Here is a 25,967-nt window from a genome sequence, read left to right as displayed (position 1 = left end):
CGGTAAGACCTACAAGAACTCTTTGTACTCCGATCCGGCGGAATCTCCCAGAGGTAATCGAAGAAATGGAAACTTTTTGCCTAGCGCTCGGTGCTGAGTACCTGGCCGCGCAGCAGGAACCACGCGACGACCGCGGTGATCAGCAGGACGGCAGCGCCGACGCCGGCGGCGATGGATACCCCGTGCGCGAAGGAGTCTCGTGCCGCGTCGAGCAACTGCGCGGCAGCCTCCGGCGGAAGTTGTGCAGCGGCCTCGACCGCCCCACCCAACGACTCGTGGGCTGCGGCGGGCGTGCCCGCGGGACCGGTGAAGTCGCGGTAGACGCCGGTGACGATCGACCCGAGCAGCGCAATCCCAAGCGCCGCGCCGAGCTCGTACGCCGTTTCGGACACCGCACTCGCCGCACCCGATTCCTCCTTCGGTACGGCGGCCAGGATGACGTCGGCGGTGACCGTGAACGAGAACCCCGCACCCGCCCCGACCACGAGCAACGCCGCACCGAGCAACGGATACCCGGTGTCCTGGCTGATCGTCGTGAGAGCGGCGAGCGCCAGACCGATCGCGGCGAGGCCACCGGCCACAACAGCGCGCACCGAGAACCGTCGCGCCACCCTCCCGGCGAGCAGACCGGCGACGATCGCACCGATCGCGGCCGGCAACTCCGCGAGCCCGGCCTCGATCGGCCGCCGCCCCTGCACCAGTTGCAGATACTGCGACAGGAAGAAGATCAATCCCGACAGCCCGAGGATCGTGAGCAGATCGGCCAGTACGGCGCTGCTGAACCCGCGACTGCGGAACAATCGCAGGTCCAGCAACGGGATCGGGAGCCGGCGCTGACGACGTACGAAACCGTAGAGGGCGATCGCGCCGACGACGCCCGAGGCCAGCGGGATCCAGTCGAACCCGTGGGCCGCGAACTCCTTGATCGCATAGACGATTCCGATCATCCCGACCATCGACAGCACGACACTGATCAGGTCCCAGGGACCCGGCTGCGGGTTCCGGGACTCCGGGAGCAGGCGAGCGCCGACGACGACCAGCACCGCCATCACCGGCAGGTTGATCAGGAAGACCGAACCCCACCAGAAGTTCTCCAGCAGTACGCCGCCGACGATCGGGCCGATCGCCATTCCCGCCGATGCCGCGGCGCCCCAGATCCCGATCGCGACACTGCGCTCCCGCGGGTCGTGGAACAGGTTGCGGATCAGGGCGAGCGTGGCCGGCATCAGCGTCGCGCCCGCGACCCCGAGCAGTGCTCGCGCCACGATCATCAGCTCGGCCGAGTTCGCGTACGCGTTCAGCACCGAGATCGCGCCGAACGCCGTCGCGCCGATCAGCAGGATGCGCTTGCGGCCGATCCGGTCGCCGAGGCTGCCCATCGACACGAGCAGCCCGGCGAGCACGAACGAGTACGCGTCGCCGATCCACAGCAGTTGGGTGCCCGACGGCTTCAGGTCCTCGGAGAGGAAGGGGGTCGCGAGGCCGAGCACCGTCGCGTCGACCGCCACGAGCAGAACGGCCAGCACGAGTACGCCGAGCGCGAGCCAGCGCCTCGGCCGGGTGATCGCCTGCTGCTTCATTTCTGTGTCCGGAGTGCGCCACCGAGCAGCAACTCGGTGACGTTCGAACTCAAGTCCTTGGGGGCCACCCGCCCTTCGCAGACGGCCCAGGCTGCGGAGACCAGCAGCCCGTAGAGCGCTTCGGTCAGCCATACCGGGCTGAGGTCGATCCGGAACTCGCCCGCTTCCTGACCGCGCCGGAATAGCGCGACCAGACGCGCGTCGAGCCGGGCCCAGCCCGCGTTCTGCTCGTCGCCCTCGAACAACTGGTTCTCGGAGTACAGGAACGCGAGCTGTCGGGCGACCGGCTCGAGCTCCTGCACCAGGCGCCGTACGGCGTCGGCCGCCGGACCGTCGTCGATCACTGCTCGCGCGACGGCGGCCTCGCACTCGGCGATGCCGAGCTCCTCGAGCGCCCGGACCAGCGCGTCCCGCCCGGCGAACTGCCGGTTCAGCGTGGCGCGACTGATCCCCGCGGCCCGGGCCACCTCGTCCATGGTCGCCGAGGACTTCCGCATCAGCAGACTCGCGGCGGCCCGCAGTACTTGCTCCCGATCAACAGCCATGAGACGAGGGTACCTCAAATGAGACATCAGTGTCTCAGAGTGATCTCTAGCATTGGAGTCTGTATGCGGTATACGATCATCGTGAGCGTGGCGGGTGTGACCTGGTGAACGGTGAGATCGATCGGGACCCTATACACTTGCGGCGTTTGTGGAGGGGAGTATCCCGCCACGGCAGCGTCGTCATCACGGGAGGCCTGGACGGCCGAACCGGTGCTGCCGGCCCGCACTGATCCAGCACGAGATCAGCCGGGTGGGAGAGACCTCCGGACCAAGCCAGCTGTACGCCGACGTCCGGAGGTTCGTCATGGTCTCTGTCATGCCCCCTGCGGTCTGGGTGCTGACGATCGCCGGGTTGCTCGCGATCGTCGCGTTCGACCTGATCGTGATCGCGCGCCGCAACCACACCGTGACGATCAAGGACGCGACCCGCTGGGTGTTGTTCTACGTCGGCCTGGCCGGACTCTTCGCGCTCGGGCTGTTCCTGTTCAGTCCCGGACAGTCGGGCAGTGAGTTCGTCGCCGGCTACATCACCGAGTACAGCCTGAGCGTCGACAACCTGTTCGTGTTCGTGATCATCATGGCGCGGTTCGCCGTACCGAGCCTGGCGCAGGACAAGGTGCTGTACATCGGCATCGTGGTCTCGATGCTGCTCCGGGCGGTCTTCGTCCTGGCCGGCGCGGCGGCGATCTCGGCCGCGAGCTGGGTGTTCTACATCTTCGGCGCCTTCCTGGTCTACACCGCGGTCCGGCTGGCGCTCGAGGGCGAGAACGACGAGTCCGACTTCCAGGAGAACGTCGTGATCCGCGGGATGCGCCGGATCCTGCCGCTGCAGCACGACTACGACGGCGCGAAACTGGTCACCAAGACCGACGGCCGCCGGATGCTCACCCCGCTGGTGATCGTGATCTCCGCGATCGGGATGGCGAACGTGATCTTCGCGCTCGACTCGATCCCGGCGATCTTCGGGCTCACCCAGGACGCGTACATCGTGCTGACCGCGAACGCGTTCGCGCTGATGGGCCTGCGGCAGCTGTACTTCCTGATCGGCGGCCTCCTGGAGCGGGTCGTCTACCTGAACGTCGGCCTGTCGGTGATCCTCGCGTTCATCGGCGTGAAGCTGATCATCGAGGCGCTGCACGGGTCGCACATCGACGACATCGGCGCGATCCACCTGCCGCACATCGGCATCCTCACCTCGCTCGGCTTCATCGTCGGCACCCTGTTCGTCACCACGGTCGCCAGCCTGGTCAAGACGTCGCGGGACAACCGCCGCGAAGCGATCCGCATCAGGATCGACGAGTGATCTACGGCCGGTCAGACGGCCTGCTTCTCGGTCGTACTGCGGGCATCCTTGAGCCGCAGGTACAACGCCGGGATCGGTAGCCAGATCAGCGCGGACGCGAGCAGTGCGCCGCGCAACGACGTACGGCCGAGGGCGCCGAGCGGCGGGCCGCCGACGACCTGACCGATCGCGTTCGCCTGCGACACCATCGAGAGCACGGTCGCCCGGGAACGGGAGTCGACATGCCGGTTCAGCCAGCCGGAGTGGATCGGGATCGAGACGGTGTCGGCGATCTGGCGCAACCAGAGCGCCGTGAGCGCGAGCCAGAAGTTCCCGGCGAACGCGAACAGGAACATGCCGAGGACGTCCAGCGCGGCGAGTGTTGCGAGGATGCCGGTCGGGTGCGAGGCCTGCAGGCGCTCGGCGGAGAAGCGGTTCAGCAGCAATGACGCGGCCAGTGAGAGAGCGGTGCCGGCCAGGGCCAGTGCGGTGAACCAGAGTGCCGGGTCCGACGTACCGAACACGGTCGGGAAGCTGAAGGTCAGGAGCCGCACCGACCACAGCCGGTCGAAGGCCTCGCTGGACAGGCCCGCGATCAGGCTGATGACCACCAGCGTCCGTACGACGGGACGCCGCCGGGCGACCGTCAGACCGTGCTTGAACGTGTCTGCCAGCTGCCGGAACGTCTCGCGCTCCTCGCGCGGCGTGCGATGGAAGTTCTGCTCACGCATGAACAGTGCGAGCAACACGCCGAGCAGCATCGTCCCGGCGCCGGAGATCACCATCGGCAGCGGCAGGCTGATCAGTCCGAGACCTCCGGCGGTGACCGTGCCGGCGATCTTCGCAGCCAGCTCGAACTGTTGCGTGCGGACGAACACTCCGCCGACTCGCTCGGTGCCGATTTCGTCGGTGATCCAGGCCCGGTCGGCGCCGGACGTGAACGTGTACCCGACGCCCCACAGCACCTGCGCGGCGAGGATCGCCAGGAACGCGGGCACCAGGCCCTGGAGCAGCAGACCGGCGCCGATCAGCACGAAGCCGATCACGATCGAGAGCCGGCGGCTGTACAGGTCGGCGACGATGCCGGTGGGGATCTCGAAGAGGAAACAGGTGAGCTCGAGCGTGGTCCCGACCAGGACCATCTGCAGGGGGTCGAGTCCGGCGTCGCGGACGTAGTACACGAGGTTGAGCGTGAACGACAGCGCGGCCAGGAAGGACCAGGCGGCGTTGTAGACGTAGTACGTCCGGGTGGGGTCGGCAGAGCGGTAGGAAGACATCTCGGGTGGCTCCTGAAAGCGTGTTCCTGAAATGGGCGTGCGGGCAGGACGAAGCGGCGACCGGCTGGGTCAAACGCTTGCGTTGCGCACGGACGGCGACGGGGGCCGCGGTGGTGCGCTTTCAGGAACGAGTACGCATGGCGACACGGTAGGGGAGACGCGGCGCGTCCGCCTTCGAATTAGCCGACCCCGGCTGGTGATCAGGAGTACTATCTGTAGTGCCTGGCCCGGCCGTTCCCCCGTGATGGTCGGGTCAGGTTTTTCCCTGGCCGACGGCCCTCAGCGACCTCGTCCACGGCGACCTGCCAGGATGCGGGAATGGTCGCATTGGGTGATGTGACGGCAGCATTGGGAATCGAGCCGGCGCGACTGGAGCCGACCCGGCCCGGTGACGAGGAATCGGTTCGTAACGGCAACTGGCATCTGTGGACCAGCGACGGCGAGCATCACATCCTTCGCCGGTACCACTTGCTGAGGACTGCAGAGGACCTTGCCTACGAGACCCAGGTGCTCGATCATCTGACCGCGCGCGGCTGGTGCGTTCCCGCGCGGATCGCCGGCCCGATCCAGTACGACGATCGGCTCTGGGCAGCCACCCGCTTCGTACCTGGAACGCCGCACCAGGACGAGACCGTGGCGCAGCAGACCGAGCGCGGCGAGGTGCTCGCCCGGTTGCACGCGGACCTGAGCGAGCTCGACCTCGGCTCGCGGCCCGGGTTCTTCCAGGCCGCGGACCTGGACGCGATGGGGGAGTTCCAGGGCTGGGACCGCGGCGTCGAGCTGCTTCGCGAGCAGCGGCCTGATCTTGCCGACAGGGCTGCGCGCGCGATGGACGGCGCCAAGGAACTGGTGCGGGAGTACGGCCTGCTGGGACTGCCGCAGACGATCGTGCACGGCGACTCCGCGAGCTGGAATCTGCACTTCGACGACGACGGTCGTCTCGCCGGGGTGATCGACTTCGACCTGTGTCATCTGGACAGCCGGGTCTGGGAGCTCGTGATCGCCAGGGTGCAGCCGGACATGCTGGCCGGCTACCAGCGAGCCGCCGCCGAACCGCTCACCGAGCATGAGCTCGCTGCGATCGAGCCGTTGCGGGTCGTGTTCCGGGTGTTGATGGTGATGGCCGAGCTCTGGAACGGCCGGCAGGAGGGCCGTTTCGACGAGGTGACGATCGCTCGGCAGCTCGCCGCGGCCAGGTCTTGACATTGGCCGTCGACGGCAGGTTGACTGCTATATAGTTAACAGAAGAAATAAATTGCGGATCGGTCCGGTGTCGGTGGCTCAGAGCGACCCCGGGTGTGATCGACGTCTGCCCGGATCCGGTGGCTCGCCACCGGATCATTCGGCGTTCTGCGACCGGTGGTTGCTGGGGGCAACGCCGGAAAACCCTTGTCTGCAAGGGATTTGAGCCCCACGGTCACCATCCGGCATCGACTCGGGTGGCAAGTCTTCCGCAGTGGTGGGGTTGTGTGTCATCCTCCGGGATAGCGAAACCCGAGATCCTATCGGATATCGGTTCCACTCCAGCGCGTGAGGGAAAGGATGCGGAGTGAGCGCAACCTTCGAGGTGAAACCGGCACCGGCGGTACCGGCGCCGCCGGCCGCGGCGACCGCCCGGAAACCACCGCGAACGAGTCGCCGGACCCAGGCCCGGCGCAGTCTGCGGCGGCACTGGCAGCTCTACCTGCTGGTCGTCGTACCGCTCGCGTACTTCGTGATCTTCAAGTACGTCCCGATCGCGAACGCCGTGATCGCGTTCAAGAACTACAGCCCGATCAAGGGCCCGTGGGGCAGTGACTGGGTCGGCTTCCGCAACTTCGAGCTGTTCTTCCAGAACCCGGTGTTCTGGACCCTGGTGAAGAACACCTTCCTGCTGTCGGTCTACACGGTGCTCGCCAGCTTCCCGATCCCGATCATCCTGGCGATCGCGCTGAACGAGATCCGCAACGGCCGGTTCAAGAAGCTCGTGCAGCTGGTCACGTACGCGCCGTACTTCATCTCCACCGTGGTCGTGGTCTCGATGACGATCCTGGTGCTGTCGCCACGACTCGGATTCGTCAACGACGCGATCGGGCTGTTCGGCGTACCGTCCGTGGACTTCCTCGGCAATCCGGACTACTTCCGGCACATCTACGTCTGGTCGGACGTGTGGCAGACCACCGGCTACTCCGCGGTGATCTACCTGGCCGCGCTGTCCGGGATCGATCCGGCGCTGCACGAGTCGGCGCGGATCGACGGCGCCAGCCGGCTGCAGCGGATCCGGCACGTCGACCTGCCGGGGATCATGCCGACCGCGGTGATCATCCTGGTGCTGGGCGTCGGCAACATCATGTCGATCGGGTTCGAGAAGGCGTTCCTGCTGCAGAACCCGTTGAACACCGCGCAGTCCGAGATCATCGCCACCTACGTCTACAAGACCGGTCTGCTGAACGCGGACTTCAGCATGGCGACCGCCATCGGGCTCTTCAACTCGGTGATCAACCTGTTCCTGCTGCTCGGCGTGAACTTCGCCGCCAAGCGCATCACCGGAAACGGACTCTGGTCATGAGCATCACTCTTCAAGGCTTCCGGCGTACGTCGGTCAAACGGTCGGAGCGCACCACGATCGAGGAGACGCGCACCGACAAGATCTTCCTGCTCGGCGTGCGGATCATGCTGTGGATCGCGCTGATCCTGGTCGCCGTACCGCTCATCTACATCGTCGCGAACTCGTTCAGCAGCCCGTCGGCGGTGAGTGCCGGCCGGGTGCTGCTGTGGCCGATCGAGCCGAGCCTGCGGGCGTACAAGGAGGCCTTCAGCGATCCGCTGATCATGAAGGGCTACCTGAACTCGTTCATCTACGCGATCGGCGGGACCCTGATCAGCGTCACGCTGACGATCGCGATCGCGTACCCGTTGTCCCGCCGGACGTTCTTCGGCCGGAACGTGATCATGAGCGTGCTGATCTTCACCATGCTGTTCTCCGGCGGCCTGATCCCGACGTACCTGGTGGTCCAGGACCTCGGGATGCTGAACACCCGGTGGGCGATGGTGATCCCGAGCGCGATCGGTGTCTGGCAGGTGATCATCGCGCGGACGTTCTTCCGCAGCACGATCCCGGACGAGCTGTACGAGGCGGCCACCATCGACGGGGCGAGCGATCTGCGCTTCCTGTGGTCGATCGTGCTGCCGCTGTCCAAGCCGGTGATCGCGGTGATCGCGCTGATGTACGCGATCTTCCAGTGGAACAGCTACTTCGACGCACTGATCTACCTCAAGGACCCCGGCCTGTACCCGCTGCAGATCGTCCTGCGGAACGTTCTGATCCTGAACACGCTCACCGGGTCCACCACCACGACGAGTCTGGCCCAGCAGCTCGAACAGCAACAGCTGGCCAACGTCCTCAAGTACGCGCTCATCGTCATCTCGAGTCTGCCCGTACTGATCATCTACCCGTTCGTCGCCCGCCACTTCACCAAGGGCGTGATGGTCGGCGCGGTCAAGGGCTGAAGGGCCCATTCAGAAAGGAACACCGCAATGCGCTCATCCGTGAGCAAGGTCGTCGCGCTGGCAGCCGCCGGCGCGCTCGCCCTGGCAGCCTGCAGCTCGGACAAGTCGTCCAAGGGTGCGGCGAACGAGACGTCGGCGGACGGCAAGGTCGTCATCGACACGTTCACGCCGTCCGACCAGAGCACCAACATGGACACCAACGCGGTGACCAAGATCATCAGCGACAAGTTCAAGATCCAGTTCCGCTGGCAGACCACGACGTACGACGCCGGGCCGGCCAAGGAGAAGCGGCAGATCTCGCTGGCCAGCGGCGACTACCCGGACCTGTTCTTCCTGATCCCGTGGATCGACGCGTTCACCCAGGCGGAGGTGCTGAAGCTCGGCCAGCAGGGCATCGCCGTACCGCTCGAGGACCTGATCAAGGAGAACGCGCCGAACATCCAGAAGGCGCTGGACTCCAACAAGGAGTACAAGGAGATGTCGACCGCGCCCGACGGTCACATCTACGCGTTGCCGCAGTGGGCGGACTGCTTCCACTGCACGTACCCGGACAAGCTGTGGATCAACAGCACCTGGCTGAAGAAGCTCGGCCTGCAGGTGCCGAAGACCACCGACGACCTGCGCAAGGTGCTCGAGGCGTTCAAGACCAAGGACCCGAACGGCAATGGCAAGGCCGACGAGATCCCGATGACGAGCGACCCGCAGGACAGCAGCCTGATCGCGTACCTGATGAACGCGTTCGCCTACGACCCGGTCGGCGCGAACAACGGCGTCCGGTCGCTGATCACCCTGAATGGCGACAAGGTCGTCACGCCGGTGACCTCGGACCAATGGAAGGAGGGCCTGAAGTACATCCGCGGCCTCTACAAGGACGGTCTGATCGACCAGGCCGCGTTCACCCAGAACGCGCAGGCGCTGCAGGCCCAGGGCAACAACCCGAAGGCCGTCGTACTCGGCTCTGTGCCGGTGCTGTGGCCGGGCATCTTCGTCCAGCTGGACTCGAAGGACGGCCGGGACAAGCAGTACGACGCCGTACCGCCGCTGACCGGCCCTGAGGGCAAGAGCTACACGGGATACAACCACCCGACGTCGACCGGCTACACGTTCATGCTGACCAACAAGGCCAGCAAGGAGGCCCAGGTCGCGGCGATCAAGATGCTCGACTGGATCTACAGCGACGAGGGCCAGATGATCACCAACATGGGCCCGGAGGGTGTCGGCTGGACCAAGCCCGGCCCTGGTGACATCGCGCTCGACGCCAGCACCAAGGCGCTGTACAAACCGAAGCAGGACGCGCCGAAGAACATCAGCTGGGGCGCGCTCGGTCAGTACAACAACACGCTGGCCTACCGGAACGCGCAGGTCGTGCCGAAGGACATCTACACCGGCGCCGGCCTGGAACGACGGCTGTGGGAAGCCACCAAGCTGTACGAGGGCCACGAGGACAAGGCGCAGTGGTTCCCGCAGACCTCGGTCTGGCCGGACCCGAGCCTGAGCGGTGAGCTCGCGACGCTGCAGACCAACCTGAACACCTACGTGAACCAGAACCAGCTGGCCTTCATCACCGGTTCGAAGAACATCGACACCGACTGGGACGCGTACGTGAAGGGGCTCGAGAGCACCGGCATGCCGCGGTACCTGGAGATCAACCAGCAGGCCTACGACAAGTACAAGTCCGGAAGCAAGTAGTTGTCCCATCAACTGTGGTTCCACGCCCCTGCGTCGGACTGGTTCGAGGCGTTGCCGCTGGGCAACGGGCATCTCGGCGCGAAGGTGTACGGCCGGGTCGCCGACGAGCGGATCGCGCTCAACCTCGACGACGTCTGGTCCGGTGACGGTCCGCGCACGCTGACCGTCCCGGACGGGCCGGCGGTGCTGGCCGACGTACGCCGGTTGTTGCTGGAGGACGGTGATCAGCTGGCGGCCACCGAGCGGACCCGGGCGTTGCAGGGTCCGCTGGTGGAGTCGTACCAGCCGCTCGCCGATCTGGTGATCCGGTCGAGCGGTACGGCGACGCAGTACCGGCGCACGCTCGACCTGAGCACCGGCGTCGTGGGCGTGGACTACACAGTGGACGGCACCCGGTTCCGGCGCGAGACCTTCGTGTCCGCGCCGGACCAGGTGCTGGCGTGGACGATCACGGCCGACCAGCCGGGTGCGATCTCGCTGGATCTGAGCCTGGAGAGTCAGCATCCGATCGCGGTGGAAGTTGCTGATGGCACCTATGGTGTGGTCGGGCGGGCGCCGTCGGATCTGACGATCGAGTACCGGGAGAGCCCGGATCCGATCCGGTACGAGGACGGGCGCGGGATCGGGTTCGGTGTCGCGCTGCGCGCCTTCGCCGACGGAGGGCCGGTGACGGCAACGCACGACGGTATCGCGGTGCGTGGGGCGACGCGGGTGACCGTCGTACTGGCGGCAGCGAGTACGTTCGCCGGCTGGCAGGTGCCGCCGGGACGGGATCCCTTGACGGCTTTGAGTGCTGCGTCTGCGATGCTGGATTCGGTTGCCGTGGACAAGCTTCGGGAGCGGCACGTCGAGGACCATGCGTCCTTGTACGACCGGGCGTCGCTGGAGCTCGGCGTTCCTGTCGAGCTGCCGACCGACGAGCGGATCAAGGCGGTCGCTGCCGGGGGCAACGATCCGGATCTGGTCGCGCTGGCGTTCAACCTCGGCCGGTACCTGTTGATCGCGTCCTCCCGCCCTGGGACGCAGGCGGCCAACCTGCAGGGCATCTGGAACCAGGACCGGCGGCCGATGTGGGCCAGTGACTGGACCAACAACATCAACACCCAGATGAACTACTGGCTCGCCGACCTGACCGGGTTGAGCGAGTGCTTCGACCCGTTGACCGACCTGATCGAAGGTCTGGCCTCGTCGGGTGCGGAGACCGCGAGGATCCTGTACGACGCACCCGGCTGGGTCTCGCACCACAACGCGGACATCTGGCGGGCGACCTGGCCCGTCGGCGACGGCGGGGACGATCCGGTGTGGTCGATGTGCGCGACCTGTGGGGTCTGGCTGACGGCGCATCTCATGGAGCACTACCGGTTCTCATTGGATGTGGACTTCCTGCGAGAGCGGGCGTACCCGTTGATCGCGGGTGCCGCCGAGTTCGTACTGGCGATGCTCGTCGACGATGGTGAGCATCTGCAGTTCATTCCGTCGACCGCGCCGGAGCATCATTTCGTGCTGCCGTCCGGTGGGAAGGCATCGGTCGACCTCACGTCGACGTACGACATCTGGCTGATCCGCGAGTTGTTCGCGAACCTGGCCGATGCGGAGGGTGTGCTGGGACTGCAATCCTCGCTCGCCGCGCGGGCGACTGCTGCTCGGGATCGGTTGCCCGGGATCCGGGTGACACCGGACGGACGGCTGCACGAGTGGCCGACCGACTGGCAGCCATCGGAGGCACAGCATCGTCATCAGTCGCACCTCTACGGTCTGTATCCGGGCGCGGAAATCGACCCGGCACGTACGCCGGAATGGGCCGCGGCCGCTCGTGCTTCGTTGGAGTTGCGTACTGCGGGTGCGGTGAACGGCGGCTGGACTGCTGCGTGGCTGGTGGCGCTGTGGGCGCGGCTGTTCGAGCCGTCTCGTGCCGCAGCGGTGATCCACGACTACTTGAGTCGGCTGGTGTCGGACAACCTGCTGCACCGCGACGGCGACATTTTCCAGATCGACGCCAACTTCGGCCTGACCGGCTGCATCCCTGAGCTCCTCCTGCAGAGCCACACCGACGTCATCCGGCTGCTGCCCGCATTGCCGGCGGAGTGGCCCGACGGTTCGTTCCACGGCCTCCGCGCTCGCGGCGGCCTGTCGTTCGACGTCGCCTGGCGAGACGGGATCCTGACCGAGGCTGTCGTACGGGCGTCTGTCGCCGGGACGTATCGCATCGCGTTGCCGGACGGGGAACGGGCCGTCGAGCTGGCCGCCGGCCAACAGCTGGACCTGGTTAGGGGTGCCTAACCAAACTTGTTGTAGTCTCAACGTCCGTGAAGAAACTGATCGGGATCGTTGCGTCGGCAGCCGTACTGGTGCTCGCCGGGTGCGGCGGCGGGGACACCAAGAGTGCGGACGCCGGCGTCGGTGACAAGGAAGTGGCGACCGGCGGACGGTTGTTCAAGACCGCCGACGCGGAGACCGCCAAACTCGGCTCGGACGCCGCGCCGGGAGCGTTCCCGCGGACGGTGAAGCACGCGCTGGGCGAGACCAAGCTCGAGCAGAAGCCGACGCGGGTCGTGGTGCTGGACAGCGGCGAGCTGGACGACGTGCTGGCGCTGGGCATCACCCCGGTCGGGATGGCGACGACGGCGGGACAGAGCGGCGTACCGTCGTACCTCGCCGGCAAGGCGCAGGGGATCAAGACCGTCGGCGGGATCAGCGAGCTGAACCTCGAGGCGATCGCGGCGCTGAAGCCGGACCTGATCCTGGGCAGCAAATTGCGGGCCAAGGACCTTTACGACAAGCTCAGCGCGATCGCGCCGACGGTGTTCAGCATCCGGCCCGGGTTCCCGTGGAAGGAGAACTTCCTGCTGGTCGCGGACTCGGTCGGCGAGGAGGACAAGGCGACCGCGCTGCTGAACGACTACCAGAAGCGCGCCGACGAGGTGAAGTCGAAGGTGGAGGGTACGCGGACGATCTCGCTGGTCCGGTTCCGTCCCGGACAGATCCGGCTGTACGGCAACCTGTCGTTCATCGGCGTCATCCTGAAGGACATCGGCCTGCCGCGGCCGAAGATCCAGGACGTGCAGGACCTTGCCGTCGAAGTCTCCCAGGAGAACATCGGCCAGGCCGCCGGTGACTGGATCTTCTACTCCAGCTACGGCAAGCCCGACAGCACCGACGAGACGAAGGTTGTCAACGGCAACCTCTGGAAGTCACTGCCGGCCGTCAAGGCCGGCAAGTCGGCGCGCGTCGACGACGAGGTGTGGTTCCTCGGCCTCGGCCCGCTCGGCGCGATGGACGTCCTCACCGACCTGGAGAAGCTGCTCGGTCCGAAGGGCTAACAGGTGCTGTGGTGGGCGGGGAGCGCCAACAGCTGACAGGTGCTGCTGTGGGTTGAAGCGCTGACAGGTGCTTGTGCTGGTTGGTAAGTCCGGCTGAGCACCTGTCCGCGGGTGGAGCATGCTGCGGTGAGTGTGAGTGCTGACAGGTGCCGTGGTGTGTGGGGAGCGCGAGCAGCTGCCAGGTGCTGTGACGGCCTGCCACGCGGCGCGATGAACGTTCTGAGCTGCCCGGAGGAGTTGTTCGGGCTCGACGGCTAGTTCGTCACCTGGTAGTGCAGGTGGACGAAACCGCTGGCGAAGCGGCGCTCGGCTGCGAGTTCCAGACGGGCGGTGAGACCGTCCGGGAGGGCTCGCGTGCCGCCGCCGACGACGACCGGGACGAGGAAGAGGTGGATCTCGTCGACCAGGCCGGCCAGGAGTGCCTGGCCGCCGAGGTTCGCGCCGCCGATCGAGATGGCGGTCGGCGAGGATTGTTTGAGCTGGGCCACGCCGTCAGGGGTGAACTCGCGTTCCAGGCGGGTGCGGGCGGTGGTGACCGCCGGCAGGCTGCGCGAGTAGACGATCTTGTCGGCGGCTCGCCAGATCTCGGCGTACTCCCGGCTCACCGGTGCCGGGTCGTCGGCGGTCTCCCAGTACGACATCGTGGCGTACATCCGGCCGCCGTACAGGTAGGTGCCGATCGGACGCTCGAGGTTGTTGACGTAGGCGTGGACCTCCTCGTCCGGGGCGGCCCAGTCGAAGGAGCCGTCGGCGTCGGCGATGTACCCGTCGAGCGAGGCGATGGCTGAGTAGACGAGTGGTGCCATGGAGCTCATCCTTCCGTGACCGGCAGCAGGTTGCGTTCGGCGAAGACCTTCTTGGCGACCGTGATCGCGTTGATCGCGCGCGGGAAGCCGGCGTACCCGGCGGTGTGGATGAAGGTCTCGACGATCTCGGCCGGGGTGAGACCGACGTTGAGCGAGGTCTTGATGTGCACCTCGAGTTCGGGTTCGCATCCGCCGAGCGCGGCCAGGATCCCGAGGGTGACGAGCTGGCGTTGCTGGGGAACCAGCGCCGGCCGGGAGTAGAGGTCGCCGAAGCCGAACGCCACGATGTGATGCGCGAGCGCCGGGGCAATGTCTCCGAGGCTGTCCATCACCGCAGGCGCGCCACCACCGTCGATACCGCTCAGAACCTCCAGCCCACGCTGGTATCGCGCCTGCTCTTCCGCACTGCCGATGTCAGGAGCCGTCATGTGTCGACGGTAACCGGCGATCAGTCCTCGACGCGGCCGCGGTCGGTGACATGGATGTGCGGGGCGCGTTGGGCGATGGCGGTTACCAGGTCGTCGTACGGGAGGGAGCGGGCGAGAATCTCCTGGGTGCCGGGCCACGGGCAGGAAGGGCCCCAGGCCTTGGTGCTGCGGGGGAGTGCGTCCTCGTCGATGAGTATGACGACCAGTCGCGGCTCCCATGTCTCCTCACTCTCCTGGCGTTCGAGCCGGCAGACGCCGCGGACCTCGTCCCACGGGATCGTGCGCGGCTGCTCACCACCGAGGTAGATGCCGGTGTCGTCCACAGTCAGCAGTACGTCGTCGGCGTCCTCTTCGCGACGCTCCTCCAGCGCGGTGATCGCACCGACCAAGAGCAGGATCGGCAGCCCGACCGCGAAGATCAGCGGCGTACCGCCCCAGCCCAGCCACACCGCCTCGAGCGGTTCCCGGATGGACGCGCCACGGATCGCCTGCACCACGACGATCGCGAGCGTCAGCGCCACCATCAGGCCGAACACCGCGGTGCCGAGGGCGAGCGCGGTCCTCGTCGTACCGAGCCCGTGGCGCTTGACGACGAACGGCTCGGTGATCTGCGCTGACGGCATACGGGCATTGTGCGGTGCGGTCAGCCGAAGGCACCAGGGGTGTCATGGATTCCTCGTCATTCCGGTGCCGGGCGATCGTCCCTACGGATGAAATCGCCGTACTTGACGGTGTACCGACTTTGGTCCGGCCCTGGCGTCCGCAACAATCGCTGCATGCCGGACCGCCAGACAGCAGTCACGACTCGCAAACCGCCGCCGCGCACCAGCGCGCGGCGGAGGAAGATGGATGGCATGTGGCGGCGCGGCCGGGTGATCGCAGTGCTGGCGGTCCTGTCGGCGCTGCCGCTGGTGTTCCACCGCCACGTGCCGAACTCGATCGGCAATCTGGGCAGTCTGCTCGACACCTTCCTGCCCTGGGTCGGCCTCGCCGTACCGGTCCTCGGTGTCGCCGCTCTGGTACGGCGGTCCGCGACGGCCGGTGTCGCGCTGCTGGTCCCCGCGCTCGTGTGGGGCCTGATGTTCGGCGACCTGCTCGTCCCGGGCAAGGGCGGCGGGGGAGCGTACGACCTGCGCGTGCTGACGCACAACGTCGACGCCGCCAACCCGGACCCGGAGAAGACCGCGCAGGACCTGATCGCGGCCGACGCCGACGTGATGGCGCTCGAGGAGATCACCTCGTCCGACCTGAAGGTCTACAAGGCCGCGTTCGCCAAGCTGTACCCGTACCAGGTGTCCCGCGACACCGTCGCCCTCTGGTCGAAGTACCCGGTCGTCGAGACGAACTCCGTCGACGTCGGCTTCAAGTGGACGCGGGCGCTCCGCGCGGAGGTCAGCACGCCGGAGGGCAAGGTCGCCGTGTACGTCGCGCACCTGGCCTCGGTCCGCGTCGGCACCAGCGGCTTCACGTCGGACCAGCGCAACGACACGATCAAGGCCCTCGGCCGGCAGATCGCCGACGAGAAGCTCGCGGGCGTGGTCGTGATGGGCGACTTCAACGGTACGGCGAACGATCGCAGTCTCGCCCCGTTGACGGCCGGCCTCCGCTCGGCGCAGGGCGCGGCCGGCACCGGCTTCGGGTTCACCTGGCCGGCGAAGTTCCCGATGGCGCGGATCGACCACATCCTGGTCCGCGGTGTCACGCCGACCAAGGCCTGGGTGATGAGCTCGACCGGCAGCGACCACCGCCCGGTCGTCGCCGAGCTACGGATCTGACGCGATCCCTTTGCGATAGGCGTACCGCACCGCCTCGGCGCGGTGCCGGGCGCCGATCTTCGCGAACGTGTTGTTGATGTGCGTCTTCACGGTCGCCTCGCTGATGAACAGCTTCCCGGCGATCTCCGGGTTGCTCAGGCCCTGCGCGATCAACCGCAGTACCTCGGTCTCCCTGGCGGTCAGCCCGTCGGTCGCCTGGTCTGTTGGTGTGAGCCCGGCGATCAAACGCTTCGAGACCTCGGGGTCGAAGGTGGACTGGCCGGCGGCGGTCGACCGGAGCGCGGCGCCGATCTCGGCGCGGCCGGCATCCTTGGTGAGGTAGCCGCGCGCCCCGGCGCGGAGCGCGTTCGCGATCGAGGCGTCGTCGGCGTACGTGGTCAGCACGAGTACGGCGACGTCCGGGAAGTCGGCCGTGATCCGTGCGGTCGCCTGCGTCCCGTCCAGCACCGGCATCCGCAGATCCATCAGCACCACGTCCACGTTGCCCCGGGCAACCAGGTCGACGGCTTCGACACCGTTCGCGGCGGCGCCGGCCACCTCGACGCCGTCGATCAGCCCGAGCAAGGCGACCAGTCCTTCGCGCACGACCTGCTGGTCGTCCGCCACGACCACTCGGATTGCGTCAGTCAATCTCAGCCACCACCAACCAGTCGTCGCCGTCCGCACCTGCGGTCAAGGTCCCACCCACCAGAGCCAGCCGCTCTCGCATCCCGGCGAGCCCGTACCCCTCACCAGTCGTCACACCCTTGTTCCGAACGGACAGCCGTACGCCGTCGAGCCGCATCTCCACTGTCTGACCAGGTGCATGTTTGGCCGCATTGGTCAGCGCCTCACGAGCAGCACCGAGCAGTGCGACCGTGACAGCGGAGTCCAGCTTCCTCGGACCACCAGTGACAGTGAGCCGTACGGCGGTTCCGTGGTCCTTCTCGTGCTGCTCCGCGAGTGCAGCGAGGGCTTGAGGAAGCTCTGGCACCTCATCTGCTCGCAGTGCAGCTACAGCGTTCCGCGCCTCCGTCAGCCCTTGTACGGCGAGCCGGCGCGAACGACGTACCCGCTCCAACGCACCGGCCGTGTCACCACGCTCATCCAGCAGCGCCTCGGCTACCTCGAGCTGGACGCTCAGTGCACCCAGCGAGTGCGCCAGTACGTCGTGCAGGTCTCTAGCGATCCGCCCGCGCTCCTCCAGCGCGGCTGCGCGGGCCTGCTCGCTCTGCGCCAGCCGGGTCTGCTCCAGCAACTGCTCGGTCTGCCGCGCCTGCACCTCGTACTGGCGCCGGTTCAGCCCGAAGGCGGTCAGTGCAGCGGTCCAGAGCAGCTGGGAGAAGTACCAGGTGTCAGGCTGCTCGAACCACCACGCCGACCCGGCGTACGCCGCCGCGACACCGATGCCGACAGCAACGATCGGCCGGTTGCCGCGGCGTCCGAAGTCGATCACGGCGACGTCGGTGATCGCGACCAGCACCAGGACCAGGGCGTTCGACTGCGGGTAGCCCGCGATGAGCGCGTTGCTGACCGCGACGGTGGCTAGCAGTGCTAGCGAGACGTACGGGCGAGCCGTCATCAGCACCGAGCCGACCACGAAGAGGACGAAGGTCACACCGAGCACGACCCAGACCCACACCGCTGCGGGGCGCGCGGTGGCCAGAACGGCGACTGCGACACCCGTGGTGAGCACTCGGCCGACCCAGCCGCTCTCGCCGTGCGGACGGGGCGGCAGCAGCGCCTTCAGCTTCACTGGTTGGTGTACTCCTCGGCCATCTGGCTCGCCTTGCTCTGGATGATCAGCGACTGGGTCAACAGGTTCGCACCCATCGAGACCATCAGCGCGCCGCCGCCGGCGACCGTGGCGCCGAGCAGGTGGCCGAGTCCCGCGAGCCCGAGCCGGACGACCAGGTAGGCCACCATGATGCCGAGTCCGGGCATCCCGAGCCGGAAGAACACCTTCCCGGCGCGCCGCTCGACCTGGGCGACCCGGCCCGAGCCGACCCCGGCCACGAGTGCGACCGCGGTGCCGACGACGAGCAGTACGACGTCCACGACGCCGAGGCCGGTGTGCCCGTCGTACAGCTGGTAGACCCCGACCCCCATCAGCACGACCGGGCCGCGCCACACGTCGGTGTCGGAGTTCTCCAGCTCGGACCAGGACAGCCGGCGGGCGAGCACCGCCACCACGACGGCGATCACGACGAGTGCGTTGGGCAATGTTCCGAAGCTCATGTCACGGACGGTAGGTCTGCCCGGTCTTACCAGAGGACCGACCAGGGGTGGAGATCCGGGTGGAGACCGGTCGTCCGCCGGGTCGCCACCCGCTTGGTTGAAAGTAGGAGTAACGTTCCTGACCGGTAACAACACGATCTGTCATACGGCGGTCCGGAGGCCCGATGCTTGCCCAACAATCCATCCTCAGACTGGATGCCACGGCGATCGACTACATCATCATCGCCCTGTACTTCGTCTTCGTGCTCGGCATCGGGTACCTGGCCCGACGCGCGGTGTCGAGCAGCCTGGACTTCTTCCTGTCCGGCCGGTCGCTGCCGGCCTGGGTCACCGGCCTGGCGTTCATCTCGGCCAACCTGGGCGCGATCGAGATCATGGGCATGTCGGCGAACGGCGCGCAGTACGGCATGCCGACCGTGCACTACTTCTGGATCGGCGCGATCCCGGCGATGCTGTTCCTCGGCGTCGTGATGATGCCGTTCTACTACGGCTCGAAGGTCCGCAGCGTGCCGGAGTTCATGCTGCGCCGGTTCGGGAAGCCCGCGCACCTGGTGAACGCGATCAGCTTCGCCCTGGCGCAGGTGCTGATCGCGGGCGTGAACCTGTTCCTGCTGGCGACCATCGTGAACGTGCTGCTCGGCTGGCCGATCTGGGTGTCGGTGATCGTCGCCGCCCTGATCGTGCTCAGCTACATCACGCTCGGCGGGCTGTCGGCGGCGATCTACAACGAGGTGCTGCAGTTCTTCGTGATCGTCGCCGCGCTGCTGCCGCTGACCCTGGTCGGCCTGCACAAGGTCGGCGGCTGGCAGGGCCTGGTCGACAAGGTGACCGCGTCGCCGGGTGGCTCGGAGCAGATGTCGGCCTGGCCGGGCAACGCGCTGAGCGGGTTCGGCAACAGCTTCCTGTCGGTGATCGGCATCGTGTTCGGCCTCGGCTTCGTGCTCTCGTTCGGCTACTGGACGACGAACTTCGTCGAGGTGCAGCGGGCGATGGCGTCGAGGAACATGTCGGCGGCCCGCCGGACGCCGATCATCGGGTCGTTCCCGAAGATGTTCGTGCCGTTCATCGTGATCATCCCCGGCATCATCGCCGCGGTCGTCGTGCCGGAGCTCGCCCAGTTCAAGGCCACCGGCAGCGGTGAGGTCGACTACAACGACGCGCTCCTGCTGCTGATGCGCGACCTGCTGCCGAACGGCATGCTCGGCCTGGCGATCACCGGTCTGCTGGCGTCGTTCATGGCCGGTATGGCGGCCAACCTGAGCTCGTTCAACACCGTGATGTCGTACGACATCATCGAGCGCTACCTGATCAAGGACCGGCCGGACGACTTCTACCTGCGGACCGGCCGCTGGGTGACCGTGGCGGGCACACTGATCGCGATCGGCACGGCCGCGATCGCGTCCGGCTACAGCAACCTGATGGACTACCTGCAGCAGCTGTTCTCGTTCTTCAACGCGCCGCTGTTCGCCACGTTCATCCTCGGTATGTTCTGGAAGCGGATGACCGCGGCGGCCGGCTGGATCGGCCTGGTCAGCGGTACGGCGACGGCGATCCTGGTCTTCGTCCTGTCCGAGAACGGCGTCATCAACCTGCCGGGTCAGGGCGCCAGCTTCGTCGGTGCAGGCGCGGCCTTCGTGGTCGACATCCTGATCAGCGTGCTGGTCAGCACGATGACCAGGCCCAAGGAGGAGTCCGAGCTGGTCGGCCTGGTGTACTCGCTGACACCGAAGGAGCAGCGCACCGAGGTCGTGCTCCGCGGTGACCACGGCTGGTACCGCAGGCCGGTCCTGCTGGCCGGCATCTCGCTGGCGATGACCATCGTCCTGAACATCGTCTTCGGCTGAGCTTCGGGGAAGGGAGCACTGTGATGGCAGAGAAGAAGAAGGCCGGCGCCTTCGACATCCGGATCGTGATCGCGACCCTGGTCGGGATCTACGGCGTGGTGCTGACGATCCTCGGCATCGTCGAGAAGCAGGCCGAGATCGACAAGGCCGCCGGGATCAACATCAACCTCTGGGGCGGCCTCGGGATGCTGGTGTTCACCGCCCTGTTCGTGCTGTGGGCCCGGTTGCGGCCGATCGCCGTACCGGTCGACGCGAAACCGGCCGACGAGTAGCGATGTCCGTTTGACGAACATCGGCGTCCGGTCGGGTCCTCCCGTCCGGGCGCCGGCGTTCGTAGTCTCGAAGTACCCGATCAGGAGGAACTTCGAGATGACGATCACCTCAAGCGGCGCGGGCCTCTCGACACTGGCCCAGCAGTACGCCGACGACGGCTTCGTGCTGGTGAAAGGCCTGCTCAGCAAGGAAGAAGCGGCGTACTACCGGCAGCGAAGCCATGACCTGCTGGCGCAGCTGAACCGCCACGACGACCCCACCTGGAAGTCCGCGATGGGCCTCGCCGACGGCGCGACCCGGCTGCAGCACCTGCACGACGCGCAGTTCTACGACGCGGAGTTCGCGAAGCTGCTGGTGGACCCGCGGTTCACCGACGTGGCCGCCGCGGTGATGGGCGTGGACAACGTGCAGCTCCACCACACCAAGCTGTTCGTGAAGCCGCCGGAGAACGGCTCGCCGTTCCCGCTGCACCAGGACTACCCGTTCTTCCCGCACACGTACCACCGGGTCGGGGCGGCGATCTTCCACTTCGACAACGCACCCGTCGAGAAGGGCTGTGTGCGGGTCATCCCGGGCAGTCACAAGGAAGGCCCGCGGGAGCACAACCCGGAGGGCTCGTTCCACCTCACCGAGCCGGCGTTCGAGGTCGCGACGCCGCAGCCGGCCGAGGCGGGCGACGTACTGTTCTTCACCTACTTGACCGTGCACGGGTCCGGTGTGAACACGAGTGACGAGGCGCGGACCACCTGGCTGATCCAGTACCGCGACCCGGCGGACCCGCCGACGGTCAAGACGCACGACCACTCGCTCGGTCAGGGCATGATGCTGCGAGGAGTCGACCCGACCGGCAGGAGCGCTGTTTGAGCCTGGACTCCGTCGCCACGGCGGATCGTTTCGTCGACCTCGCGGGACTGCTGGAGTCCTGCGAGGTCGACGGCTTCCGCGCGGACTTCCTCAGCTGGGGTCACTACCGGCCGGAGTACTGGCGCAACTACTGGCACAGCCACTCGTTCCACGAGGTCTGCCTGGCATACTCCGGCGAGGGCCGCTTCAACTCCGGCTCCGTGCAGTACGACGTGACACCCGGCTCTGTGTTCCTCGCCCGCCCGGGCGACATCCACGAGATCGAGTCCAGCCGCACCGCACCTTTGGGAATCGCGTTCTGGGGCTTCACCTTCCGCCCCGCCGGCGTGCCTGGGGCGGCCGGCGCCTCCGGCCCGTCCGATGCGTCTGGGTGGTGGTCCGGCCTAACCCGATCGGACGGTCCGGTGATGTCGAGCCGGGCCGGCTCTCTCCCGGCACTCATCACCGCACTCGCCGCGGAGGCGGCGGCGCCGGTGGCCGGCTATTCCACTGCGCTCTCCGCGCTGGGCGCGACTCTGGTGATGGAGACGGCTCGTGCCTTCGCCCTGGACGACGACCTGGCCGTAGAACCCGTCCGTCGCGACCGGGGTCCGTTGGTCGTCGAGGCGATGCAGCGCCACCTGCGAGACAACCTGTCCCGCCCCATCACCGTTCGCGACGTCGCAGCCGCCGCTCACCTCTCCGAGCGCCACGCCGAACGCCTCTTCACCCAGCAGACCGGTGCCTCGATCATGTCGACCCTGCGCCGCCTGCGCCTCGAGTTGGCCGCCCAGCTCCTCCTGGACCACACCTTGTCCGTCACCGAGATAGCGAAAGCCTGCGGCTACTCCGACGTACGTCCGTTCTCCACGGCCTTCAAACGCAAGTACGGCCGCACCCCGGGAGACCACCGCCGCGCGGGCGGAACCGAGTTCATGTAACCGGCTGCGGTCACAGAACGTAGTCAAACGACGTCTGGACAGCGCGCTGTGTGATTGCTCCAATGCAGTCAGGTATTCCGCCGTACCCCTGGAGGGGATCCATGAGGAATCGACTCAGCCGCATCATCGGCGTCTGTGCGCTGGCACTGGGACTTGCTGCATCTTCTTTGGTGCCCGCGAGCGCCATCACCGGCGGTCAACCCGACGGCAACGCGCATCCGAACGTCGGTGTGATTCTGTTCTACCAACCGGACGGACGCTTCCGGTGCACGGCCACACTCGTCTCGCCGACTGTCCTGGTCACCGCGGCCCACTGCACGCTGGGCACCCTCGGCAAGACCCTGGTGACGTTCGACTCGGTGATCGCCCAGCAGCCGCCGTCGCCGTTCCCGGTCGCCGCTGACCCGGCGAAGGGCTACACGCAGGCGGAGCTCGAAAAGGCCGGTTACAAGTCCGGTACGGCGTACGCGCATCCGAAGTACTCCGACTTCACCGACCTGGCCAACTGGAACGACGTCGGCGTGATCGTGCTCGACCGCCCGGTCACGAACATCGCTCCGGCCAAGATCGCGCCCACCAACTACCTGAACGCCTACCAGCAGCCGAGGCTGAACAGCACGATCTTCCGCTCCGTCGGCTACGGCACTGAGGTCCGTAAGGCCGACTCGGGTCCGCAGAAGCCGACCCCGATGTCCTACCCGTTGCTGCGTCGCTGGGCCGACGAGCCCGGTCAGAAGCTCACCCCGCAGATCCTGCAGGTGAACGGCAACGAGCACGACAACCGCGGCACCGGCGGCACCTGCTTCGGTGACTCTGGCGGTCCGACGTTCCACGGTGGCTACCAGGTGACCGTGACCAGCTACGGCTACACGCAGAACTGTCGCTACCTCGACGGGCTGCAGCGGATCGACATCAAGGTCGTCCAGGACTGGCTCAAGACGTTCGGCGTACCGATCGGCTGACAACGCCCGGTGCCGCGGCGTCTCGGTACGTCGCGGCACCGGTGCTATTCTGTGCGTATGCGAGTGAGCCTGCTCCTTAGTTAGCCGTACTGGCATCCAGGCGCCGAAGCGCCGGTCAGTACGGCATCCCCTCCTGCGTGAGGGGCTTTTTTATGTCCAGGGGTGCCTTCTGGCACATTTAGGCTCAACAACAGACGAAGTATGGAGTAGGACCGTGAGCGAGCAGGTGGACGACACCCCCATCGACCGGGGTGGCTACGACTTCAACGCCATGCAGGCGAAGTGGCGTCCGGTGTGGGAGAAACTGGACCCGTTCAAGGCCAAGGACGACGGCTCGGCCGAGCGTCGCTACGCGCTCACGATGTTCTCGTACCCCTCCGGCGACCTGCACATGGGCCACGCCGAGGTGTTCGCGCTGCACGACGTTCTGGCGCGCTACTGGTTCCAGCAGGGGTACGACGTGCTGAACCCGATCGGCTGGGACTCGTTCGGTCTGCCGGCGGAGAACGCCGCGATCAAGCGCAACGAGCACCCCGCGACGTACACCTACGGCAACATCGAGACGCAGGCCGAGTCGATCCGGCGCTACGCGCTGAGCTTCGACTGGTCGCGCCGGCTGCACACGTCCGACCCGGAGTACTACCGCTGGACGCAATGGCTGTTCCTGCGGATGTACGAGCGCGGTCTGGCGTACCGCAAGGCCTCGTTCGTCAACTGGTGCCCGAACGACCAGACCGTGCTGGCCAACGAGCAGGTCGTGCAGGGACGGTGCGAGCGTTGTGGCTGGGAGGTCACCAAGCGGGAGCTGACCCAGTGGTACTTCAAGACCACTGACTACGCCCAGCGGCTGCTGGACGACATGGAGCTGCTGCAGTGGCCGGAAGAGATCCTGCTGATGCAGCGCAACTGGATCGGCCGCTCCGAGGGCGCCTTCGCGGACTTCCAGGTGGAGGGCCGCGACGAGCCGATCAAGGTGTTCACGACCCGGCCGGACACGCTGTTCGGCGCCACCTTCATGGTCGTCGCTCCGGACGCGAAGCTGGCTGCCGAGCTGGTCACGCCGGAGCAGCAGACCGCCTTCGACGAGTACCTGACCAAGGTCAAGGCGACCACCGAGATCGAACGGCAGAGCACCGAGCGCGAGAAGACCGGTGTCTTCCTGGGCGCGTACGCGATCAACCCGGTGACCGGCCGGCGGATCCCGATCTGGGCGGCCGACTACGTGCTGGCCGATTACGGCACCGGCGCGATCATGGCGGTCCCCGGCCAGGACACGCGGGACTGGGAGTTCGCGGAGAAGTTCGACCTGCCGATCGTCCGCACCGTGCAGCCTCCTGCCGACTTCGACGGGAAGGCCTTCACCGGTGAGGGCGCCGCGATCAACAGCGCCAACGACGAGATCAGCCTGGACGGTCTGGAGATCGCCGACGCCAAGTCGCGGATCATCGACTGGCTGGAGAGCAAGGGCCTGGGCGAGCGGACGATCAACTACCGCCTGCGCGACTGGCTGCTGAGCCGCCAGCGCTACTGGGGCTGCCCGATCCCGATCATCCACTGCCCGTCCTGCGGTGAGGTCCCGGTTCCCGACGACCAGCTGCCGATGGAGCTGCCCGACCTGCGCGGCGCGGACCTGCAGCCGAAGGGCGTGTCGCCGCTGGCGGCAGCCCGCGAGTGGGTCGAGGTCGACTGTCCGAAGTGCGGTGGCAGGGCCGAGCGCGACACCGACACGATGGACACGTTCGTCGACTCGTCCTGGTACTTCCTGCGCTACCTGTCGCCGGAGTACACCGACGGTCCGTTCGACCAGGCCGCCGCCGAGCGGTGGATGTCGGTGTACCAGTACGTCGGCGGCAAGGAGCACGCCGTACTGCATCTCCTGTACGCGCGGTTCTTCGTCAAGGCGCTGCACGACATGGGCCTGCTGAAGGTCGTGGAGCCGTTCACCCGGCTGCTGAACCAGGGCCAGGTGATCAACCAGGGCAAGTCGATGAGCAAGTCGCTGGGCAACGGCGTGAACCTGGGCGACCAGATCGACGAGTTCGGTGTCGACGCGGTCCGGCTGACGATGGTGTTCGCCGGTCCGCCGGCCGACGACATCGACTGGGCCGACATGTCCCCGGGCGGTTCGCTGAAGTTCCTGCAGCGGGCCTGGCGGCTGGCCGGAGCGGTCGAGGCGCCGGTCGGCTCGGACCCCTCGACCGGTGACGTCGAGCTGCGCAAGCTGACGCACCGGACGGTGGCGGACGCGGCCGAGCTGATCGACTCGCACCGGTTCAACGTCATGGTCGCCCGGGTCATGGAGCTGGTGAACGCGACCCGGAAGGCGATCGACTCCGGTCCCGGTGCGGCGGACCCGGCAGTGCGCGAGGCGGTCGAGGCAGTGGCGATCGTGCTGAGCCTGGTCGCGCCGTACACGGCCGAGGAGATGTGGGAGGAGCTGGGCCACCAGCCGACCGTCGCCAAGGCCGGCTGGCCGAAGGTCGACCCGGCACTGCTGGTGCAGGACTCGGTCACCTGCGTGGTGCAGGTCGCCGGCAAGGTGAAGGACCGGCTGGAGGTCGCGCCGGACATCTCCGACGCCGACCTGGAGCAGCTGGCGCTGGCGTCCGAGGCGATCCAGAAGGCACTGGACGGCCGCGGCACCCGCAAGGTGATCGTGCGGGCGCCCAAGCTGGTCAACATCGTCCCCGCCTGAG

General features: G+C 67.1%; 23 protein-coding genes. 14 read left to right on the top strand and 9 right to left on the bottom strand.

The features are described from left to right. Positions 1 to 80: 80 nt before the first annotated feature. Positions 81 to 1,580 (bottom strand): MFS transporter, encoded by a 1,500-nt coding sequence (locus tag EV647_RS07465; protein WP_134000339.1) that lies wholly within the window; start codon positions 1,578 to 1,580, stop codon positions 81 to 83. Further along, positions 1,577 to 2,125: a TetR/AcrR family transcriptional regulator gene (locus EV647_RS07460; protein WP_202876060.1), complete on the bottom strand. Its 549-nt coding sequence runs from the start codon at positions 2,123 to 2,125 to the stop codon at positions 1,577 to 1,579. The genes EV647_RS07465 and EV647_RS07460 overlap by 4 nt, the downstream gene beginning before the upstream one ends. 316 nt (positions 2,126 to 2,441) lie before the next feature. Here EV647_RS07460 and EV647_RS07455 point away from each other — a divergent pair, with 316 nt between their 5' ends. Further along, a complete protein-coding gene (locus EV647_RS07455) occupies positions 2,442 to 3,428 on the top strand; it encodes a TerC/Alx family metal homeostasis membrane protein (protein ID WP_134000333.1) in 987 nt (328 codons plus the stop codon). 11 nt (positions 3,429 to 3,439) lie between these two features. Here the strand turns inward: EV647_RS07455 and EV647_RS07450 are convergent, their stop codons facing one another. Beyond that, a complete protein-coding gene (locus tag EV647_RS07450) occupies positions 3,440 to 4,684 on the bottom strand; it encodes an MFS transporter (protein ID WP_134000330.1) in 1,245 nt (414 codons plus the stop codon). Positions 4,685 to 5,002: 318 nt separating this feature from the next. On the opposite strand from EV647_RS07450, the gene EV647_RS07445 reads away from it, so the two are divergent. The 6 genes from EV647_RS07445 to EV647_RS07420 all read left to right on the top strand — a co-directional run bounded on the left by EV647_RS07445 (position 5,003) and on the right by EV647_RS07420 (position 13,182). Next, positions 5,003 to 5,887 (top strand): phosphotransferase enzyme family protein, encoded by an 885-nt coding sequence (locus EV647_RS07445; RefSeq protein WP_134000327.1) that lies wholly within the window; start codon positions 5,003 to 5,005, stop codon positions 5,885 to 5,887. Positions 5,888 to 6,233: 346 nt separating this feature from the next. Then, a complete protein-coding gene (locus tag EV647_RS07440; protein ID WP_202870860.1) occupies positions 6,234 to 7,232 on the top strand; it encodes a sugar ABC transporter permease in 999 nt (332 codons plus the stop codon). Further along, a complete protein-coding gene (locus tag EV647_RS07435) occupies positions 7,229 to 8,173 on the top strand; it encodes a carbohydrate ABC transporter permease (RefSeq protein WP_134000324.1) in 945 nt (314 codons plus the stop codon). The genes EV647_RS07440 and EV647_RS07435 overlap by 4 nt, the downstream gene beginning before the upstream one ends. A 27-nt stretch (positions 8,174 to 8,200) precedes the next feature. Further along, the gene (locus EV647_RS07430; RefSeq protein WP_134000321.1) at positions 8,201 to 9,862 is read left to right on the top strand and encodes an extracellular solute-binding protein; all 1,662 of its coding nucleotides are present in this window, start codon (positions 8,201 to 8,203) and stop codon (positions 9,860 to 9,862) included. Next, positions 9,863 to 12,142, top strand: a complete 2,280-nt coding sequence (locus tag EV647_RS07425) for a glycoside hydrolase N-terminal domain-containing protein (RefSeq protein WP_134000318.1) — start codon at positions 9,863 to 9,865, stop codon at positions 12,140 to 12,142. Between the two features lie 26 nt (positions 12,143 to 12,168). After that, positions 12,169 to 13,182: an ABC transporter substrate-binding protein gene (locus EV647_RS07420; RefSeq protein WP_134000315.1), complete on the top strand. Its 1,014-nt coding sequence runs from the start codon at positions 12,169 to 12,171 to the stop codon at positions 13,180 to 13,182. Positions 13,183 to 13,436: 254 nt separating this feature from the next. Here EV647_RS07420 and EV647_RS07415 read toward each other — a convergent pair whose 3' ends face one another. Genes EV647_RS07415 through EV647_RS07405 form a run of 3 tightly spaced genes read right to left on the bottom strand, consistent with a single transcriptional unit; the run spans position 13,437 to position 15,039 of the window. Next, complete coding sequence (locus EV647_RS07415) at positions 13,437 to 13,988, bottom strand: dihydrofolate reductase family protein (protein ID WP_134000312.1); 552 nt, start codon at positions 13,986 to 13,988, stop codon at positions 13,437 to 13,439. Positions 13,989 to 13,993: 5 nt separating this feature from the next. After that, positions 13,994 to 14,416, bottom strand: coding sequence for a carboxymuconolactone decarboxylase family protein (locus tag EV647_RS07410; RefSeq protein ID WP_130380971.1), 423 nt, complete (start codon positions 14,414 to 14,416; stop codon positions 13,994 to 13,996). A gap of 20 nt (positions 14,417 to 14,436) precedes the next feature. Then, entirely contained in the window at positions 14,437 to 15,039 is a 603-nt protein-coding gene (locus EV647_RS07405; RefSeq protein WP_134000309.1) for a hypothetical protein, read from the bottom strand. A gap of 222 nt (positions 15,040 to 15,261) precedes the next feature. On the opposite strand from EV647_RS07405, the gene EV647_RS07400 reads away from it, so the two are divergent. After that, a complete protein-coding gene (locus tag EV647_RS07400) occupies positions 15,262 to 16,191 on the top strand; it encodes an endonuclease/exonuclease/phosphatase family protein (protein ID WP_370342800.1) in 930 nt (309 codons plus the stop codon). Here the strand turns inward: EV647_RS07400 and EV647_RS07395 are convergent. Genes EV647_RS07395 through EV647_RS07385 form a run of 3 tightly spaced genes read right to left on the bottom strand, consistent with a single transcriptional unit; the run spans position 16,180 to position 18,408 of the window. Continuing rightward, the gene (locus EV647_RS07395) at positions 16,180 to 16,821 is read right to left on the bottom strand and encodes a response regulator transcription factor (RefSeq protein ID WP_133781090.1); all 642 of its coding nucleotides are present in this window, start codon (positions 16,819 to 16,821) and stop codon (positions 16,180 to 16,182) included. The two genes, EV647_RS07400 and EV647_RS07395, sit on opposite strands and share 12 nt — an antisense overlap. Next, positions 16,814 to 17,926 carry a sensor histidine kinase gene (locus tag EV647_RS07390; RefSeq protein ID WP_134000303.1) on the bottom strand — a complete coding sequence of 371 codons (1,113 nt, stop codon included), beginning with the start codon at positions 17,924 to 17,926 and terminating at the stop codon, positions 16,814 to 16,816. Before EV647_RS07390 ends, EV647_RS07395 begins: the two co-directional genes overlap by 8 nt. After that, positions 17,923 to 18,408 carry a hypothetical protein gene (locus EV647_RS07385; RefSeq protein ID WP_134000300.1) on the bottom strand — a complete coding sequence of 162 codons (486 nt, stop codon included), beginning with the start codon at positions 18,406 to 18,408 and terminating at the stop codon, positions 17,923 to 17,925. Before EV647_RS07385 ends, EV647_RS07390 begins: the two co-directional genes overlap by 4 nt. Before the next feature lie 164 nt (positions 18,409 to 18,572). Between EV647_RS07385 and EV647_RS07380 the strand changes: the two genes are divergently transcribed. The 6 genes from EV647_RS07380 (at position 18,573) to leuS (ending at position 25,966) form a co-directional block, all read left to right on the top strand. Further along, complete coding sequence (locus tag EV647_RS07380; RefSeq protein WP_134000297.1) at positions 18,573 to 20,252, top strand: sodium:solute symporter family protein; 1,680 nt, start codon at positions 18,573 to 18,575, stop codon at positions 20,250 to 20,252. A 23-nt stretch (positions 20,253 to 20,275) separates the two neighbouring features. Further along, positions 20,276 to 20,524, top strand: coding sequence for a hypothetical protein (locus EV647_RS07375; RefSeq protein ID WP_134000294.1), 249 nt, complete (start codon positions 20,276 to 20,278; stop codon positions 20,522 to 20,524). A gap of 97 nt (positions 20,525 to 20,621) precedes the next feature. Continuing rightward, entirely contained in the window at positions 20,622 to 21,389 is a 768-nt protein-coding gene (locus EV647_RS07370; protein WP_134000291.1) for a phytanoyl-CoA dioxygenase family protein, read from the top strand. Further along, the gene (locus EV647_RS07365) at positions 21,386 to 22,309 is read left to right on the top strand and encodes an AraC family transcriptional regulator (RefSeq protein ID WP_134000288.1); all 924 of its coding nucleotides are present in this window, start codon (positions 21,386 to 21,388) and stop codon (positions 22,307 to 22,309) included. The genes EV647_RS07370 and EV647_RS07365 overlap by 4 nt, the downstream gene beginning before the upstream one ends. 101 nt (positions 22,310 to 22,410) lie before the next feature. Then, positions 22,411 to 23,271, top strand: a complete 861-nt coding sequence (locus EV647_RS07360) for a trypsin-like serine protease (protein WP_134000285.1) — start codon at positions 22,411 to 22,413, stop codon at positions 23,269 to 23,271. Between the two features lie 214 nt (positions 23,272 to 23,485). Beyond that, complete coding sequence (gene leuS / locus EV647_RS07355; protein ID WP_202870859.1) at positions 23,486 to 25,966, top strand: leucine--tRNA ligase; 2,481 nt, start codon at positions 23,486 to 23,488, stop codon at positions 25,964 to 25,966. Position 25,967: the final 1 nt, after the last annotated feature.

It is taken from the genome of Kribbella sp. VKM Ac-2566 (assembly GCF_004366005.1).
Taxonomy (GTDB): Bacteria; Actinomycetota; Actinomycetes; order Propionibacteriales; family Kribbellaceae; genus Kribbella; species Kribbella pratensis.
This window is presented reverse-complemented; position numbering and strand designations above follow the sequence as displayed.